The following is a 17,439-nucleotide window of genomic DNA, read 5'->3' as shown; positions in this document are numbered from 1 at the left end:
CAGGGTCACGCATCACGCGAGTTGCCGCGGTCTCGGAACTTGCAGCTGCCGGGGCTCGTTCGCCGGCCATGGGCGACACCGACCGATTGACGCGCAGGCTCGCAGCCCACCCTCGCGTGGCCCGTGTCGAGCGGCCGGTCGCCCCCGGTGACGAGCGGACCTTCCAGCTGTCCTACGTCCGCGAGGGACCGCGCAGCGATCGGCCGCTGCTGGTGGTCCCTGGTGGTCCCGGACTCGCTTCTGTGCTGCCGTACTCGTCCTTCCGGGCCTCGGCAGCCGGCAGGGGAGTGGACGTCGTGATGGTCGAGCACCGGGGGGTGGGCCTCTCCCGGCAGGACGCCGACGGCGTGGACCTGCCGCCGGAGGCGCTGACCGTGGACCAGGTGGTGGACGATCTGGCGGCCGTCCTCGATGACTGCGGGGTCGACCAGGCTGTCGTCTACGGGTCGTCCTACGGGACCTATCTCGCGCAGGGGCTCGGGGTGCGCCATCCCGAGCGGGTCGCGGGCATGGTGCTCGACTCCGTGATGCTCGGCGCCCACGACGGCCAGGTCGTGCGGGAGTCCCTGCGCGACCTGTACTGGCACGGCCGTAGCAGCCAGACCGCCCGAGCGGCCGAGTTGATGCGCAGGGCCGTCGCCGCCGGCGTGGTGCCGGTGGAGACGACCGGCGCGGTGACCCAGATCGTCCACGAGTTCGCCGGGCCTGCCGCGCTCGAACGACTGCTCCGGCTGCGCCTGGACGGCCGCGGCCGGTGGATCTGGAACCGATTGGCGCATCTGGGCGCCGACGAGATCACCACCGGCAAGCCGTTGTTCATGGAGCCCGACCTCGTCGGCAGGATCGCCTACGGCGAGCTGGGCTACGCACCCGTCCCGGACGGTCTGCCGCTCGACGTCAGGCTGGAGTTCGCGGCGAGCGCCGCTGATCAACCGCCGTTCACGGGTGAGCCGTTCCACCTCGCCACCGAGCTACCGCGCTTCCGGTGGCCGCTCGCCGTCATCTCCGGTGACCGGGACGTCCGGACGCCCCGCGCCATCGCGGAGCAGGTGGTGGACCTGGCACCGGACGCAGTCCTGGTCCCGCTCACCGCGACCGGTCACAGCGCGCTGGACACCCATCGCCGTGCCGCGTTGCAGGTGGCCGAGGCGGTCCTCTCCGGTCACCACCGGACGCTGCCGGAGTGGGCCGCCGAGCTCTCGTCGCTTCCGCGGCGAGGGCCTACCCGGCTGCTGGGCCACGCCATCCGGACTGCGATCGGAGTGCGGCAACTACTGCCGAGGACCCCTGCACGGACACGGGCAGACGGGGTGCGGGACACCACCGAGCGGTGACCCCCCGGCCAACGTGCGTCCCGCCTCGGACGGGTTCGGTTCACCTCCGGAAGGGCCGAGTGCCTGCTCGGCGAAGCTGATCCGGTGACGGGGCGCGCCACGAGTCGCGGTCGGACCACCGGTCCCCCCACGATGTCCGCGTGGGGGAGAGGCCGGTGGCGGCGCGTGCGGACGGTCATGGGAGAGGGCCGGACGTCCACCGCTCCGACCCCGCCCTGGCCGACTTCCCGGAGCGGGCCCCCGGGACCCGGCGCTGGTGCTTCGCCGACCAGCTCGGTCCGCACTTCCTGGACGGGCCGCAGCAGCCGGTGCTGCTGATCGAGTCCCGGGCGGTGTTCGCCCGGCGCCGCTTCCACCGCCAGAAGGCGCACCTCGTCCTCTCCGCCCTGCGGCACCGCGCCGCCGAGCTGGGGGAGCAGGCCGAGTTCCACCAGGTCGGCACCTACGCCGAGGCGCTCGACCGGGTACGGGACCCGTTGAGCGTCTGCGCCCCGACGTCCTGGGGGAGCCGTGACCTCGTCCTCCGCCGCACGGGGGTGGAGGTGCTCGCGGCCCGAGGGTTCGTGAGCAGCCAGGCGGAGTTCGCCGCGTGGGCCGCGGGCCGCGGCCGGCAGCGGCTGCTGATGGAGGACTTCTACCGCGACGCCCGCCGGCGCCACGACGTCCTGGTGGACGGCGCGCAGCCGGTCGGTGGCCGGTGGAACCTCGACGAGGAGAACCGGCAACCGCCGCCCATCGACGGCCGTTCCCCGGCGCCCGAGCCGTGGTGGCCCGAGGAGGACGAGATCGACGAGGAGGTCCGCGCCGACCTGGACCGCTGGGCGGCCGCCGGCGACGTCGCCTTCGTCGGGGACGACGGTCCACGGCTGTTCCCGGTGACCCGGCGCGAGGCGGTCCGCCGACTGGACGACTTCCTCGGCACCCGGCTGGGCGCCTTCGGCCCGCACGAGGACGCGATGCTGCGCGACGAGCGGTGGCTGGCCCACTCCCTGCTGTCGCCCGCGCTCAACCTCGGGCTGCTCGATCCCCTCGACGTCGTCGGGCGGGCCGAGCGGCGCTACCGCGACTCCGTCGCCGACGGCGACCCGCTGCCGCTCAACAGCGTCGAGGGGTTCGTCCGGCAGGTCATGGGCTGGCGTGACTACATCTGGCACATGTACTGGCACCTCGGCCGCGACTTCCGGCGGCGGAACTTCCTGGCCGCCCGCCGGGAGGTGCCGGACTGGCTGGCCGGCCTGGACGACGCCGCGGTCGACGCGGCCTGCCTCTCCGACGTGCTGGGCGACCTCCGCCGCGACGGCTGGGTGCACCACATCCCGCGCCTGATGGTGCTCGGCAACTACGCGCTCCAGCGCGGCATCGACCCCTCGGCGATGACCGACTGGTTCCACGAGACCTTCGTCGACGGCTACGAGTGGGTGATGGTCGCCAACGTCGTCGGGATGAGCCAGCACGCCGACGGCGGCGTGCTGGCCACCAAGCCCTACGCCTCCGGTGGCGCCTACATCGACCGGATGAGCGACTACTGCGGCGGCTGCCGCTACAACCCGAAGAAGCGGCTCGGGGAGGACGCCTGCCCGTACACCGCGGGCTACTGGGCCTTCCTCGACCGCACCCGCGAGCAGCTGGCCGGCAACCACCGCATGCGCCGGCCGCTGCAGGGCCTCGACCGGCTCGCGGACCTCGAGGCCGTGGTCCAGCAGGAAGCGCACCGCGGGACGGAGCCGCCGTAGCCGGGCGACGACGGCGCCACCGGCCGGCAGCAACGCATCGGGTTGCACTTCCGAGCCGGTGTTCTCCCCGAAGCACAAACACTGCCAGGGTTGGGGAGCCTCCGTCGGCGCAGCGAGGGGCAATCGATAGCAACATCTACGATCAGTCGCGCAGGGCATGGTCAGATCACGATGCAGTAACGCTCCGTTTCATGGTGTGGTTTCTCCACAGGTCACATAGACGCGGGTGGTCGAGTGCTCCCGGAGCCGGTGTGCCGGCTGTTCGAGCCCGGCGTCCCGGGCACCTTTTCCGGGGAGTCCGGCGTGCACAGACAAGCGTCATCCCGTCGAACGGCCGTGCTGCTGGCCGTCAGCACGATCGGGGTATCCACGACGGCCTTGAGCGTGGTGGGTGTGGCGTCGGCGGCGGATCCGGTGCCCTCCCTGTCGTTCTCCACCGACGAGGGCGCCGTGTCGTCCGGCCCCGTTCCCGAGGGCATCTGCGCCATCACCTGGCGGGTCATCGGTGGCGAGGGTGGGGTCGACAGCAACACCACCGCGGGCCTGCCCGGGGGCGAGTTGATCCTGACGACGCAGGTCGGCACCGGAGACGTGTTCACCCTGAACGCGGGCGCCATGGGCACTACGGACCAGGCCGGCGGGCCGTCGGTGGTCACCCTCGCGGGACAGGCCTACCTGTCCGCCGGCGGTGGTGCTGTGGCCGGCGGTCCGACCGCGACCAATGTCGGGTACGACAAGCGGCTCAGCATGTTCCCCCAGTACGACTCCGCACAGCCCTTCGGAGGTTTCGGCGCGGAGGGTTCCGAGCGCACGGGCAACGGGCTCGTGGAGGGCACGGGCGTGCTCTGCTCGGCTCCTCCTGCGCCCTACGTCGGCCAGCCCGACGTGTACGTGTTCGACGACTCTGCGGTCGTCTACTTCACGCCGCTCGGCGGGCCGCTCCCGGGTGGTGGGCCGGCCTTCGACCCTGCGCGGGGCGTCGCATTCCAGCCGGCCGACGGTTGGGAGTTCTCGCTGGACGGGACGACGTGGACGTCCTTCGATGCGGGCGGCGACGAGCGGCGGCGCGCCTTGTCCTTGTCGGGGCTGGACATCGGCGAGAGCTACACCGTCAGCATCCGGGCCACCAGCCTGGTCGGTCCCGGTGCGGCGAGTGCGCCGGTGGTCGTCCGTCCCGTCCGTACCTACCTCGCGCCGTCCGAGGTCACGGTGAGGACCGGTGTCAAGTCGCTGACCGTGTCCTGGACGCCTCCCGCGGACGTCGCTGGTGTCACGGGGTGGCTCGTCGAAGCCGTCCGGATGGTCGACCCCGGTCCGGAGGCCGAGGAACCTCCCTCCAGTTGGTGCGAGACCACCGCGGCCGACGATCTCGACTGCACGTTGCCGGTCGCGGCCGGCTCCCAGTACGCCGTGACGGTCCGGGCGCTCGCCGAGGGCGACTACCAGGGCCTGTCCGGCCACCCGGCCTACAGCGACGTGGTGCCCGACTTCGTCGCGCCGGCCACCGTGCCGACCGCCACCGCGCCGCTGCGGCTCAGCGATGCGGACACGAAGGTTGAGGCTGGGGAACAGGTGACCGTGAGGGGGTCCGGCTTTGCGCCGGGCTCGTCGGTCGACATCGTCATGTATTCGACGCCGCAGTTGCTGGCCACCGTGGAGGCCGATGCGAACGGCGATGTCGCGACCCTTGTCACCGTGCCCGCCGGACTCGCTTCTGGTGTGCACACGCTCCTGGCCGCCGGCGTCGACGCCGATGGCAACCCGCACTACCTGACCGTCGAGGTGGTCGTGGCGGAGGATGCCGCGCCCGCCGCCGCTGACGGGACCGGTGCCGTGTTGGCCGACACGGGCTTCACGGCGCTGCCGGTGCTGGGGGCAGGCATGCTCGCGCTCACCGCGGGTGGCGGCCTGCTCCTCGTGTCCCGGCGACGCCAGACCTGAGCGCGACGTTGCGGTCACTCCGGCCCCGACCCGCCGAAGCGGGTCGGGGCCGGAGCGCGCCATCGACCGAGGAGCGGTACGGCAGATCCTGGGCCAGGAGTCCGGGATCGATACGATCGAAGGCGTCGGTGAGGCGACGAAGGACGGCAATGGCGTCCCGGCGTTCGGGGGAGCGGGGATGTTGTCGACCTGAGCCGTCGAACACGGCTGTCGCTTTCGCCCACGCCGGCAGCGCCGCTACGTTCTGAGGGTGTCCGGCGACGACGTCCAGGGCTGGGACCTGTCAGTACATGGCCAGCGGCATCGCGTGGAGATCACCGGTTCGTTCTCCCGGACGGTCACCTGGTACGTCGACGGGCGACTGGTCGCCGTCAAGAAGTCCTCGGAGGACACCGTGCGGCTCGAGCCGGGTGACCGGTTGGAGAAGAGCGGCTCGGGAACCGACGCGGATGCCGAGGAACTCCCGGACGTCGGCGCGATCCGGGTGAAGTTCACCGCCCTCGGGCGACCCAGGCGGGTCACCTGGTACCAGGCTGACGGCGAGGTCAGCGCCTCCACCCGGGCCCTGCTCGGAGCGGGTGGGATCGATCTGGATCCCGAGCCCGGGTCGCCCGCTGCCCTCCGCGAGGAACGGATCCGGCGGCATCCTCGACGGTACGCGGCGGTGACCGTCGCCGGAGGCGTCGGCAAGGTCGTCGTCCCGCTGCTGCTCGGCCTCCTCGCGGTCCGGCTGGCGATCGCCATCCCGTGGCCGGACTGGAACCTGCCGTCGATCCCGTGGCCGGACGTCGACCTGCCGTCGATCCCGTGGCCGGACGTCGACCTGCCGGACTGGCAGGTCCCGGGCTGGGTGAGCTGGCTCGCCGACAAGATGACGTACGTCTGGCCGATCATCCTGGCGGCGGTCCTCGCCCGCACGGAGATCAAGCGCCGGCGCCAGCAGGATGCGCTGAAGGCGCAGCTGAAGGCCGAGGCGCTCGGCGACGAGGACCCGACCGGCTCGCATTCGGACCAGTCGCGGATGCCGGGGCAGACCGATCGCGACCAGGGCCCCACGTCGGCGAACTAGGCAATCCCCTCGGTCGGCAGCCGCCTGCCCGACGCGGTACGGGTCGCGCCCGCCGCCCGCCCGGGTGAGGCTGGACGGGTGAGGATCCTGGTCACCGGCGCGTCGGGGTTCGTGGGCAGCCGATTGGCCACCGCGCTGGAAGAGGCGGGCCACGACGTCCGGGCGATGACCCGACGGCCGGAGAGCTACCAGGGGGCCGGCACCCCGGTGGCGGGCGACGTCGGCGACGAGGCATCGCTGCGGGCGGCGCTCGAGGGCTGCGAGGCCGCCTACTACCTGGTGCACTCCCTCGGCGACGCGGACTTCGAGCGCAAGGACGCCGACGCGGCGCGCGCGTTCGCCCGGGCCGCCGCCGCGGCCGGGGCCGGTCGGATCGTCTACCTCGGCGGCCTGGGCAAGGACGACGACCGGCTGTCGCCGCACCTGCGCAGCCGCCGCGAGGTCGAGCGGCTCCTGGGCGGCACCGGGGTGCCGGTCACGGTGTTGCGCGCTGGCATCGTGGTCGGCCACGGCGGGGTGTCGTGGGAGATGACCCGCCAGCTGGTGGCCCACCTGCCCGCGATGGTCACCCCCCGGTGGGTCCACACGCGCACCCAGCCGATCGCGGTCGCCGACGTCGTCCGGTACCTGGTGGGCGTCCTCGACGCACCGGAGGCGGAAGGCCGGGTGTTCGATGTGGGCGGGCCGGAGGTGCTCACCTACCTGCAGATGCTGACCCGCGTCGCCGAGCTGCAGAACCGGCACCTGTTCGTGGTCCCCGTGCCGCTGCTCAGCCCGCAGCTGTCCTCGCGCTGGCTGGCCCTGGTCACCGATGTGGACGTGGCCACCGGCCGCTCGCTGATCGACTCGATGTCGATCGAGGTGGTCGTGACCGACCCCGCCATCCGCTCGGTCGTCCCGTTCGAGCCGGTGGACTACGACGAGATGGTGCTCACCGCCCTCCTGGAGCGGGCGCGGGAACGCCGGCAGCAGGTGGGGGAGCGACGCGGCGGCTGGCTGAGCCGCGGAGCGCGGCGGTGACCCGCGGCCGACGACTGCGGGGGCTGCGGGCCGCGGCCGAGCGGGCGGCCGGGCCGCTGCTGCGGAGCGTCCCGCGCGACCACTGGGAGAGCGACGCGGCCTTCCGCCGCCGCCGGCGGGTCACCGGTGTCGTCGCGGTGACCGGTGCGTCCCTGCTGGGGGCGTCGCTGTCCACGCCGCCGGGCTCACCACGGTTCTACGGGCTGACCCTCGGGGTCGCCGGCACCTGGGTGGTCGGGGGGCTGGCGTCCGGGCCACTGCACCTGGGACGGATGTTCGGGCCCGGGGACCGGCTGCGCCGGCCCGTGATCACGCCGGTCGTCTCGGGGGCCGGCGCCTTCGGGGCCTTCTACGCCGCGGCGCTGGTCGCCCGGCGGATCCCGCTGATGGAGCGGGCGATCGGCTCGGTGCTCCGCTACGCCGACCAGGGGTCGAACCCGCTCGTGCTCACCACCACGCTGGCCAACGGCGTGGCGGAGGAGGTGTTCTTCCGCGGCGCGCTCTACGCGGCGGCGGGCGCGCACCGGCCGGTGCTGGCCTCGACCGCGGTGTACGGACTGGCCACCACCGCCACCCGCAACCCGGCGCTCGTGCTGGCGAGCGTCCCGATGGGGCTGCTCTTCGCGGTGCAGCGCAGGATCACCGGCGGGATCCAGGCGCCCGTGCTCACGCACGTGGTGTGGTCGGCCCTGATGCTCCGCTACCTGCCGCCGCTGTTCGCCGACCGCCTCGCGGAGGAGCGGTCGCGGTCGCCCGGGTGAGAGCCGGCGACGGCCGGCGACGGTCCTTCGGCAACGCTCCGCACCACCGTCACGGCGACCGCTGGCTCCCGGAGGCGGTCGGCTCGCCGCGGTAGCGCGCCCGTACGGGGTGGCGTGGTCAGCGCGAGTCGCTGCTGGAGCCGGCGCGGGGCGAGAACGCCGATCGCTTCACGAACACCGTCCGCATCACCATCTCCTCGCTGCTGCGGCTGCCCCTCCGCTACGCCGGCTTCCTGCTCGTGGCCGGGCCGGCACTGGTGGCGGTGCTGGTCTCGGTCATCTGGTTGGCGCCCGAGGGCGGTCGGTTGCGATCTTGCAACGGAGCGCGTTGGGATCAACAACCATCCCCGTCTGCCGTTTGTGAGGTCGTCGTCTCCGTCGTCGCGGAGGGACGCGTCGGGGGAGGAGCGGGGAAGACATGCGGATCGCGACGAACGTGGCCGCGCTCAACGCGTCGCGGCTGCTGCGGCAGACCGACGACGGCATGACGACGACCCTCCGCCGGCTGTCCTCGGGCCTGCGCATCACCAGCGCCGCCGACGACGCGGCCGGGCTGGGCATCTCGGAGGGGCTGCGCGCCCAGTCCCGCGGCATGACCCAGGCCGTCCGCAACGCGCAGGACGGCATCAGCGTGGTGCGGACGGCCGAGGGCGCCCTGACCGAGGTCTCGGCGATGCTGCAGCGCATGCGCGACCTGGCGGTGCAGGGGGCCAGCACCGGAGTCATGGGCGAACTCCCGACGCGGGCGATCGGGGCGGAGTTCGATCAGTTGAAAGCCGAGATCGATCGCATCGCACGCACCACCGCGTTCAACGGCACGGTGCTGCTCGACGGCAGCTACGACCACCTGCTGCAGGTCGGGGCAGCACCGGGCGACACCCTGCGGATCGCCTTCGGGGCCCCCGGCGAGGGCACGACCGCCACCGACCTCGGTCTGTCGACGGCGCACGTCACCCGCTACCAGGATCCGGACACCGGCGAGTGGGGGAACGGCTGGGTCGGCGTCCAGTCGTCGGCCACCCCTGCCGTGTCGGACGACGAGGGGACACCGGCGGCCGGCAGTTTCACGCTGGCCGGCGAGGAGTTCGCCACCGGCGAGTACCAGGCGAGCTTCCGCGCGCTGACCGGCGTGGTGCGGTACGGCGGGCAGGACTTCTCGCTCTCCTCGGTGGACTACACCGGTGCGGAGACAGCGCAGGAGCACCTCGACGCGCTCAACGCCGCGGCACAGGCAGTCCTCGGACCCGGCTTCGCACCCTTCACCGCCACGTCGACTGGGCTGACGACCACCGGTGCCACGCCCGGCCCCGGCTCGACCGTTGATGAGGCGGAAGAGCTCAGTCCCCGGTACTTCGTGTACGGCGGGATGGCCGCGATCATCCGGGCCGTCGACGGGGCCATCGGGCGGGTCTCCGAGGTCCGCGCCGAGCTGGGGGCCTACGAGAACCGGCTCGAGCACACGATCCGAGCGCTGGGTGTGGCGGGCGAGAACGCGGCGGCCGCGGAGTCGCGCATCCGGGACGCGGACATGGCCGTGGAGACGATCGCCCTCAGCCGCAGCCAGATCCTCGCCCAGGCCGGGGCGGCGATGCTGGCACAGGCCAACCGGCGACCGGAGTTCGTCCTCCGCCTGCTCGCCTGACGCGCGGCGCCCCGGGCGCCCGTCTCACCGGCTGCGCAGCGCTTCCCGCAGCGGGATCTGGCCGCCGGTGCGGAGTACCGAGTCGGCGTAGATGCGGCCGGCGACCCCGATCGCGGCCGCCGTGGACTCGTGGGGATGGGTGGTCAGTCTCGCGGTGCTGGGCGTGGCCTGGGACGGCGCCCGTGTCCTGGTCCGGGACATCGCCGAGCGGCGGGCCAGCGAGGTCGACGAGTACGAGCTGGCCCAGCGCCATGCGGCACGTGACGCCGGCTATGTGGCAGCCCTCGTCTCGGCGCTGGTGCTGTACCTGGTGCTGTCGGTGGCCGGCCAGCTCGCCGAGCGCGGTCCGACCACCTGTTGCTGCAGGCGCACCAGCTCGTGCTCGCCGCCTTCCTCCCGCGGCCGCCAGCCCGTCGTTCCTCCTGGCCTGGCGGCTGCGCCATCAGGCCGACCCCGGCGACTAGCTGCGTCCGGCCGCGCGGCCACATGACCACCGGCAGCCGCGGCGGGCCGGCACCTGCGCCGCCGTTCGTCCCGGAGCTCAGCCGAGCAGGCCCAGATGGCGTGCTCGCAGCACCGCCAGCAGCCGGTCCTGCACGCCGAGCTTGCGGTACACGTGCTCGAGGTGCTTGTGCACCGTGCGCGGGGACGTGCCCAGTCGGCGGGCGATCGACGCGGCGGTCAGACCCTGCCCGAGCAGGTGCAGGACGGCGACCTCCCGTCCGGTGAGGCCGAGCTGCTGCGCGGAGGATCGCTGGGCACCCGTGACGCCGGCGAGGATGCCGCGCTGCCGCAGCACCGCGCCCAACGCCGGTGCCAACGCCGTCGCCAGGGCTCGGTCGGCCTCGGTGAAGTCCCGGTCCGAGCGGCCGACGACGTAGGCGTGCATCCCCGCGCCGACCTGCAGCGGCAGGCACAGCTGGTGGGTGACGCCGAGCGGGCGGGCGAACGCTGACCACTCGGCCGTCATCTTCCGGGCGGCGACGCCCCGGGGGACGCTCGCCGTCGTCTGGGGTCGGTCGGCACCGGTCACGGCGTACCAGCGGATGAGCGGGTGGAACGTCGCGTCGACCGGTCGCTCCACGGCCTGTGCGGACAGGAACCCGTGCGGCCAGCAGCCGATCAGGTGGTCGGTCCAGGTCGTGTCGACGGCGTTGCGCATGCACGAGGAGGCGTCGAACGACTCACGCAGCAGCTCCACGACCGTGTCGTGCGGGAGGGACCTGTCGTCGGGGTCCGCCCGGAGCAGGTCGCCGACGAGCGTGAGCCAGGCGGCGTAGCACCGCTCGGTGCGTTCCACCCGTCAACGGTAGGAGGACAGGGCGCATCGAGGGGACTTCCGCGGCCCCGATGGCTGCCGGCGCCGACGTACGCACGTGTGCGTAGAGACCGCCGTCCGCGCCGTCCCTAGCCTCCGGTCTGAGGCAGGGACGGCGTCACCCGAGGGGGACAGACATGCCCGGTTCGAGCGGGGAACACCGCCTGCAGGAGCGGTACGGGACGTCCACCCGCGCCCGTGCCTTCTACGACCACCAGGTGCTCGAGCGTCTCAGCGAGCGGATGCAGAGGTTCGTCGAGCGGATGGACATGGTGTTCATCGCCACGGCCGACGGGTCGGGGCAGGCCGACTGCTCGTTCCGCGCCGGGCCACCGGGCTTCGTCGGCGTACTGGACGAACGGACTCTGGCGTACCCGGAGTACCGGGGCAACGGCGTCATGGGCAGCCTCGGCAACATCGCGGAGACCGGGGGCATCGGCATGCTGTTCATCGACTTCTGCGGCGATGCCATCGGGCTGCACGTCAACGGCCGGGCAACGATCCTCGAGAACGAGCAGGTGCTGTCCGCTGGCCCGTTGCCCGAGCACGTGGTCGACGGACTGCTGCAGCAGGGCGGTCGCCGACCGGATCGCTGGGTACGCGTCGACGTCGTCGAGGCATACATCCACTGCGCCAAGCACATCCCCCTGATGTCGAGGCGGCCGGACTCCGCCCAGGCGTGGGGGACCGACGACCATGCGCGCAAGGGCGGCGACTACTTCGGGGTGAAGCACCTCCCGCGCCCGTGGGTCGACGCCACTCCGGGCCCCACGTTCGGCGCGGTGGCGCACTGAATCAGGTGCGCCGCGGGACCGCGCGGGTGACCGCTACCGCGGCGACACCAGGGCCCGGTCACCACGGTGACCGGGCCCTTCGTCGGTGGGCTCGGAGGACGTCCATCGACGCGTCTGCCGACCCGTCAGGCTGCGACGCGAGGCGCTCCGCTCCCGGGCCTGCGCCCGCTCAGGGGCCGGCGAAGACGCCGTCGCCGAGGGCCTCGGAACGACCGGGGGCCGGTTCGGCGTAGCGACCGGCCTCCTGGCGGGCGACGACGAAGTGGTGCACCTCGTCGGGTCCGTCGGCCAGGCGGAGGGTGCGCTGGCTGGTGTACATGTTGGCCAGCGGCGTCCACTGCGACACCCCGGCGGCGCCGTGGATCTGGATGGCCTGGTCGATGATCTGGCACACCTTCTCCGGCACCATCGCCTTCACCGCCGAGACGTAGACGCGGGCCTGGGAGTTGCCGAGCACGTCCATGGCCTTGGCGGCCTTCAGCACCATGAGCCGGCAGGCATCGAGCTCGATCCGCGCCCGCGACACCAGCTCCATGTTCTTGCCGAGGTTCAGGATGGGCTTGCCGAACGCCTCCCGGAACTTGCCCCGGCGGACCATCAGCTCGAGCGCCTTCTCGCCCTGGCCGATGGCACGCATGCAGTGGTGGATGCGCCCGGGGCCCAGGCGCACCTGGCTGATCTCGAAGCCACGGCCCTCGCCGAGGAGCATGTTGGAAGCGGGCACGCGCACGTCGGTGAACCGGATGTGCATGTGGCCGTGGGGGGCGTCGTCACGGCCGAAGACCTGCATCGGCTCGAGCACGTCGACGCCCGGGGTGTCCATCGGCACGAGGATCTGCGACTGCTGTGCGTGCGCCGGCGCGTCCGGGTTCGTCTGGCACATGACGATCATGATCTTGCAGCGGGGATCGCCGGCCCCGGAGATGTAGAACTTCTCGCCGTTGAGGACGTACTCGTCGCCGTCGCGTACCGCCCGGAGCCGGACGTTCTTGGCGTCGGAGCTGCCGACGTCGGGCTCGGTCATGGCGTAGGCGGAGCGGATCTCGCCGTTGAGGAGCGGCTCCAGCCACTGGGCCTTCTGCTCGGGGGTCCCGACGCGCTCGAGCACCTCCATGTTGCCGGTGTCAGGCGCCGAGCAGTTGAGCGACTCCGAGCCGAGCGGGTACTTGCCGAGCTCGACGGCGATGTAGGCGTAGTCGAGGTTGGTCAGGCCGCCGACCTCGGAGTTGGGCAGGAAGAAGTTCCACAGGCCGGCCTCCTTGGCCTTCGTCTTGGCCCCTTCGAGCGCCTCGAGCTGACCCGGTGCGTACGTCCACGGGTCGGGGTGCCCCGCGCCGAGCCGGAAGTACTCCTCCTGCATCGGCGCGACCACGTCCTGGAGGAACCGGACGACGCGGTCGTAGAGCGGCCGGGCCTCCTCGCTCATGCGCAGGTCGAACAGCTCCGTTGGCTCAGCGGTGTGCATCAGGTCCCTCTCAGCTGGTCCGTGCGGCGGCAAAGGGGTTCTACCGGAAGCGCGGCGACGACATGGTCCCGGTAGGACGGGGCCCCGAGCGTGGCACAGCGGCGGTCAGCCGCTCGAACCGGATCGGGCCCTCGACGGACACGGGGCGGCAGGTGGCGTCCGCCGCGGTCAGCCCCGAGCGGTCGGCGTCCGTGCGCGAGAAGGGAAGTCCCAGGCCGGTGACCGTGACCCGGAGCAGGACGAAGGTGCCCAGCTGCGGGGCCGTCCTCCCGTCGAGGACGCCAGCGTGGTGGTGGGACCCTCGACGACCCGATGGTCGTCCCGGTCGCCGTCGCCGGAGAACACTGAGGTGCAGGACCTGCGCACGGCAGCTGGTCCCTGGAACCGCCGTCCGTCTGGAGAGGCGGCCTGGTCAGATCGCGACTGCTGGCTCGACGACGGCGTCGCCACGTCGGGCCAGCCGACGTGTCGCCGTCACAAGCACGCATGCGCCGGCTCCGCACGTCAGCAGGCCCGAGATCGCCTCCCACCAGGGCTGGGCGTCCCAGGGGCCGATCGCGTAAGTGAAGGCGGCGACGAGCGGCGATGCCAGGAGCAGCAGCACCGCCGCCGCGCGGCCCGCCCAGCCTCGGGACACAGCCGCGAGGTGCCCGAACAGAAACGGGGGCACCAGGAACCAGAGCAAGAGGGTGGCGTCCGAGGCCACGGGGCGGACGACGGCGCCGTCGAGACCCGAGCGCAGAGTTGCCAGTCCGACGTCGATCATGACCAGCACGGTCGCGAGGAGAGCCGCGGCGGGCGCGAGACCCGGCTTCCGTCCGGTCAGGACCCAGGGCAGGGGGAGGAGGGCGACGGCAAGGACGAGGAGGGACGCACCCGCCAGCTGTGCGGCCGCCCCCGCAGGCAGCCACGGCTCCATGGGTGGGAGGAAGTCGTAGAGGTGGTCCATCCGCGTCTCGCACGTCTGGGTCTCGTGATCCCCGCGCCACGGGCATGCTCCGGCCCAGCGCTCCCGGGATGCGGCGTACAGGAGACCCCCGGACGCCATCAACGTCGCCGCCACCCACACCCTCGACATCCGCAGCACCGTGGCTCCTCTCATCGCACGGTGTATAGCGTCTCGGCAGGCAGCGTGTCTGTTGACTGGCGCGACTTCGCCATAGGCCGGTGAGGCGACGACAGTTGTGATCCACCGGCTCGTCGCCGTCGGGAGCGTCGTCGACCGAGATGGCTGTGCTGGGGGGCGACGCGTGCCCCTGGAGGACCGGCGCCGTCACCGAACGATCGAGTGCCCGGAGGTCCTGACAAGGGACCCGGCCCGTGCGACCGCATCAACGGGCCAGGAAGTGGACACCGATCCAGAGCCAGGTGAGCAGGACGACGGCGCGGCCGGGCGTCGTCCGCATCGCGGCGCCCAGAGCTTGACCCGCGGTGGCCGGGCCGACTCCGAGGCGGGCGCAGAGCTCGATCGCCAGACCGACGCCGAGCAGACCCAGGAAGCCGGCAGAGCTCGTGAGGATGGCGTTCGTCATCGCTGTGGCCGGCGCCGCGGGCGATCGAGCAGCCAGGCCCCGACAGCCAGCCAGCACAGGGTGGCGGCGCCGCGCAGCAGCGGTTCGGCGAGGAAGGTGTCCGCGAGATCGCTCGCCGTCGGCAGCTCGTCGTCGGCGAGCGTCACGAGCTCCCAGGAGACGGCGGCGGTTGCGAGGGCGAGCCACGGCAGCCCTCGTCGTCCCACCGGTGGGACGGTCTCGCCCGAATGCCGGACCAACGCGACGACGACGACGGCGGTACCGGCGGTGCCGATCACGAGGAGCGCGCCCACCGACAGCTCGCCCCAGGCCATCACGGCGGCGGCACAGCACAGCGACACGGCCGCGAAGGTGAGCCGGCGCGCGAACGGGGAAGACCTCACCCGTGCATGCTCGCGCAGGAGGCCGCCGGGGCGCGCTCCTGTTCGCCGCTTCCGTCGCCGTGCTCCTCGGCACCTGGAACAACGTCGTGATCACCCGGATGCCGGGCTACCCGCAGTCCTATGTCGCGGTGAACCTGGCGGCGACGGGCCTGGTCCTCGTGGCGGCTCGGTGTGTCGGTTTCACCTGGCAGGAACTCGGATTCGATCGGCGCAGGGCGCGGGCTGGACTGCGATGGGGCGGGGTGTGCGTCGCGGTGGTCGCCGCTGGTTACGCGGCCGGCCTCTCGATCCCTGCGGTCCGCCCTCTGCTGGCGGATGCACGGCTCGCCGATGCCGGCTCCGCCGAGGTCGCGTACCAGACGCTGATCCGGATCCCGCTCGGCACCGTCCTGTGGGAGGAGATCGCCTTCCGTGGCGTCCTGCTGGCGGCGCTGCTGCGACTGGTCTCGCCGCGTGCGGCTGTCGTGGCCTCGGCGGCCCTCTTCGGGCTCTGGCACATCCGTCCCACGCTGAGCGCGACCACGGCCAACGCTCTGACCGACGGGTCTGCGGGACTCGTCGTCGCCGTGCTGCTGGGATGTGCGTTCACGGCGGCCGCGGGGGTTCTCTTCGCCTGGCTGCGCCTCCGGAGCGGCAGCCTGCTGGCCCCCGTCCTCCTCCATCTGGCGACGAACAGCCTGGGTGCGCTGGCCGCAGCCGCCGCCCACCGACTCGGATGAGCCCAGCCGGGGCGTCCGCTGCGCCGGCGCCGAGGGAGAGAACGGGGGGAGGAGGACACCCGGAGGCCGTAGACCTGGGTCAGCTCCCGGAGGTCAGCGAGCAGGTGTTCAAGAGCTCCGGATCGGTGGCGCCGTTGCCGGCCGGGCGCGGCACGGTCGTGCTCGCCGGCGGACGCTGGCGGTCCTCGACCCAGGCGGTGAGGGCGTCGAAGGCGGTCCGGAAGCAGGGCAGCATCGGGCGCAGGGTGTCCGGGTCCAGCCCCACCAGGCTGTCCACGTGGTTGCCGCCCTCGATGCGGTAGTAGCGGTGCAGCCGGCTCCGGTACTCGTCGGCGACCATCTGGGCGTAGACGTCGCTGTCGGTGCCGATCGGCAGCAGGGTGTCCAGCGTCCCGTGCAGGGTCAGCAGCGGCTTCTTGATCTTGCCGGTCAGGCTGATCCGAGCCAGTGCGTCGTGCACCGCCTCCGACTGCGGGTCGGCGAACCACGCGTCGTAGGCCGCGTCACTCGCGCACGGCGCCAGGATCTCGGGCAGCGTCGTGCCGGCCGTCGACCCCGGGCAGTCCGGGTCGTACGCCGGGTCGAACTCGGCCCGGTAGATCTTCTGCGTCAGACCCCAGTAGACCTGCTGGTGGTACGGCCACAGCGCCTCGGACCCGCGGGCGAAGCCGGCGGCGTACATGTCCTCCGCGCCGACTCGGCCCAGGACGTAACGCACGGCCGTGGGCAGATAGGTGAACAGATTGGGCCCGTCCGCCGTGAACAGGGTCCCCTCCCAGTCGACCCCGCCGTCGTAGAGCTTCGGGCGGTTCTCCAGCTGCCAGCGCACCAGGTAGCCGCCGTTGCTGATGCCGGCCATGTACGTCCGCTCGGGCCTGTGGCCGAAGCGCTCGCGCAGCGCGCCCTGCGCAGCGATCGCGAGCTGGGTCACGCGCTCGTGCCACTCGGCCACGGCGTCACCAGGCTGGTCGCCGTCCAGGTAGAAGTCGGTGCCGTTGTTGCCCTTGTCCGTGGAGGCGAAGGCGAAGCCCTGAGCGAGCACGAAGTCGGAGATCAGGAAGTCGTTGGCGTACTGCTTGCGGTTGCCCGGCGCGCCGGTCACCACCAGGCCGCCGTTCCAGTCGTCCGGGATGCGCAGCACGAACTGGCTGTCGTGGTTCCAGCCGTGGGTGGTGTTGAAGCTCGAGGTGTCCGGGAAGTAGCCGTCGACCTGCAGCCCCGGCACACCGCTGGGGTTGGCCGTGCCGGGCGCATGGAGAGAGAGCCAGTCCGCTTGGTCGGTGTACTGGCCCGCGGGTGCCTGGAGCAGTCCGGCGGTGGTGATGTCCGGCAAGCAGGCGGTGACGGCCAGCTCCGCGCCCGGCACGTGCACCGTGTCGTCGGGGGTGCACTGCACGCTTCCCGGACCGTCGCCGGGCCGGTGGCCGCCGGGATGTGCGGCCGCCGGTCCAGCCGGCAGGGCGAGTGCCACCGCGGTGCCGAGGGTGAGGAACAGGGCGGTACGTCGTCGCAGGCGCATCAGGACTCCCTTGGCGGACGGGGCCACGAGATCGTGACCCAGGTCACGTCCGGGAGCAAGTGTCTGGCCTCGTCCCAGGTGGACCCACAGCGGCTCTCCGGCTGCCGGTACCGACTGCGCCTTCTTCGAGCATGCGTGCCGCGAAGAAACCTGCGCTCGGGGCAAGGGTGCGGGGAACCGGTGATCGAGGCCAGGGCGGCGACTCCGGT

At 72.5% G+C, this 17,439-nt stretch carries 16 protein-coding genes; 10 read left to right on the top strand and 6 right to left on the bottom strand.

The genetic code is table 11. From position 1 onward, the window contains the following. Nucleotides 1-116 precede the first annotated feature (116 nt). The 8 genes from ACI79T_RS16125 (at nt 117) to ACI79T_RS16090 (ending at nt 9,990) form a co-directional block, all read left to right on the top strand. Complete coding sequence (locus ACI79T_RS16125) at nt 117-1,334, top strand: alpha/beta fold hydrolase (protein ID WP_456611093.1); 1,218 nt, start codon at nt 117-119, stop codon at nt 1,332-1,334. 155 nt (nt 1,335-1,489) lie between these two features. Further along, nucleotides 1,490-3,067 carry a cryptochrome/photolyase family protein gene (locus ACI79T_RS16120; RefSeq protein WP_456611092.1) on the top strand — a complete coding sequence of 526 codons (1,578 nt, stop codon included), beginning with the start codon at nt 1,490-1,492 and terminating at the stop codon, nt 3,065-3,067. 336 nt (nt 3,068-3,403) lie between these two features. Then, complete coding sequence (locus ACI79T_RS16115; RefSeq protein ID WP_456611091.1) at nt 3,404-5,008, top strand: hypothetical protein; 1,605 nt, start codon at nt 3,404-3,406, stop codon at nt 5,006-5,008. Between the two features lie 250 nt (nt 5,009-5,258). Further along, nucleotides 5,259-6,077, top strand: a complete 819-nt coding sequence (locus ACI79T_RS16110) for a hypothetical protein (protein WP_456611090.1) — start codon at nt 5,259-5,261, stop codon at nt 6,075-6,077. Nucleotides 6,078-6,155: 78 nt separating this feature from the next. After that, a complete protein-coding gene (locus ACI79T_RS16105) occupies nt 6,156-7,097 on the top strand; it encodes an NAD(P)H-binding protein (protein WP_456611089.1) in 942 nt (313 codons plus the stop codon). Beyond that, nucleotides 7,094-7,858 (top strand): CPBP family intramembrane glutamic endopeptidase, encoded by a 765-nt coding sequence (locus ACI79T_RS16100; RefSeq protein ID WP_456611088.1) that lies wholly within the window; start codon nt 7,094-7,096, stop codon nt 7,856-7,858. Before ACI79T_RS16105 ends, ACI79T_RS16100 begins: the two co-directional genes overlap by 4 nt. A 418-nt stretch (nt 7,859-8,276) precedes the next feature. Further along, on the top strand, nt 8,277-9,500 hold the full coding sequence (locus ACI79T_RS16095; protein WP_456611087.1) for a flagellin N-terminal helical domain-containing protein: 1,224 nt from the start codon (nt 8,277-8,279) through the stop codon (nt 9,498-9,500). A gap of 91 nt (nt 9,501-9,591) precedes the next feature. Next, the gene (locus tag ACI79T_RS16090) at nt 9,592-9,990 is read left to right on the top strand and encodes a hypothetical protein (protein WP_456611086.1); all 399 of its coding nucleotides are present in this window, start codon (nt 9,592-9,594) and stop codon (nt 9,988-9,990) included. A 51-nt stretch (nt 9,991-10,041) separates the two neighbouring features. Here the strand turns inward: ACI79T_RS16090 and ACI79T_RS16085 are convergent, their stop codons facing one another. Beyond that, nucleotides 10,042-10,800, bottom strand: coding sequence for a response regulator transcription factor (locus tag ACI79T_RS16085; RefSeq protein WP_456611085.1), 759 nt, complete (start codon nt 10,798-10,800; stop codon nt 10,042-10,044). Between the two features lie 155 nt (nt 10,801-10,955). On the opposite strand from ACI79T_RS16085, the gene ACI79T_RS16080 reads away from it, so the two are divergent. Then, nucleotides 10,956-11,612, top strand: a complete 657-nt coding sequence (locus ACI79T_RS16080; RefSeq protein WP_456611084.1) for a pyridoxamine 5'-phosphate oxidase family protein — start codon at nt 10,956-10,958, stop codon at nt 11,610-11,612. A 169-nt stretch (nt 11,613-11,781) separates the two neighbouring features. On the opposite strand, the gene ACI79T_RS16075 is transcribed toward ACI79T_RS16080, so the two are convergent. The 4 genes from ACI79T_RS16075 to ACI79T_RS16060 all read right to left on the bottom strand — a co-directional run bounded on the left by ACI79T_RS16075 (nt 11,782) and on the right by ACI79T_RS16060 (nt 14,992). Continuing rightward, the gene (locus ACI79T_RS16075; RefSeq protein WP_456611083.1) at nt 11,782-13,077 is read right to left on the bottom strand and encodes an acyl-CoA dehydrogenase family protein; all 1,296 of its coding nucleotides are present in this window, start codon (nt 13,075-13,077) and stop codon (nt 11,782-11,784) included. Nucleotides 13,078-13,489: 412 nt separating this feature from the next. Continuing rightward, nucleotides 13,490-14,026, bottom strand: coding sequence for a hypothetical protein (locus ACI79T_RS16070; protein ID WP_456611082.1), 537 nt, complete (start codon nt 14,024-14,026; stop codon nt 13,490-13,492). A 382-nt stretch (nt 14,027-14,408) separates the two neighbouring features. Beyond that, entirely contained in the window at nt 14,409-14,609 is a 201-nt protein-coding gene (locus ACI79T_RS16065) for a DUF6186 family protein (RefSeq protein ID WP_456611081.1), read from the bottom strand. Next, entirely contained in the window at nt 14,606-14,992 is a 387-nt protein-coding gene (locus tag ACI79T_RS16060; protein ID WP_456611080.1) for a hypothetical protein, read from the bottom strand. Before ACI79T_RS16060 ends, ACI79T_RS16065 begins: the two co-directional genes overlap by 4 nt. A 59-nt stretch (nt 14,993-15,051) precedes the next feature. Here ACI79T_RS16060 and ACI79T_RS16055 point away from each other — a divergent pair, with 59 nt between their 5' ends. Beyond that, nucleotides 15,052-15,711, top strand: a complete 660-nt coding sequence (locus ACI79T_RS16055; RefSeq protein ID WP_456611079.1) for a CPBP family intramembrane glutamic endopeptidase — start codon at nt 15,052-15,054, stop codon at nt 15,709-15,711. A gap of 79 nt (nt 15,712-15,790) precedes the next feature. On the opposite strand, the gene ACI79T_RS16050 is transcribed toward ACI79T_RS16055, so the two are convergent. After that, entirely contained in the window at nt 15,791-17,230 is a 1,440-nt protein-coding gene (locus tag ACI79T_RS16050; protein WP_456611078.1) for a tannase/feruloyl esterase family alpha/beta hydrolase, read from the bottom strand. Between the last annotated feature and the right edge of the window lie 209 nt (nt 17,231-17,439).

It is taken from the genome of Blastococcus sp. SYSU DS0619, from assembly GCF_054051035.1.
Note: the sequence above shows the minus strand (reverse complement) of the source record. Positions and strands in the feature narration are given on the sequence as shown.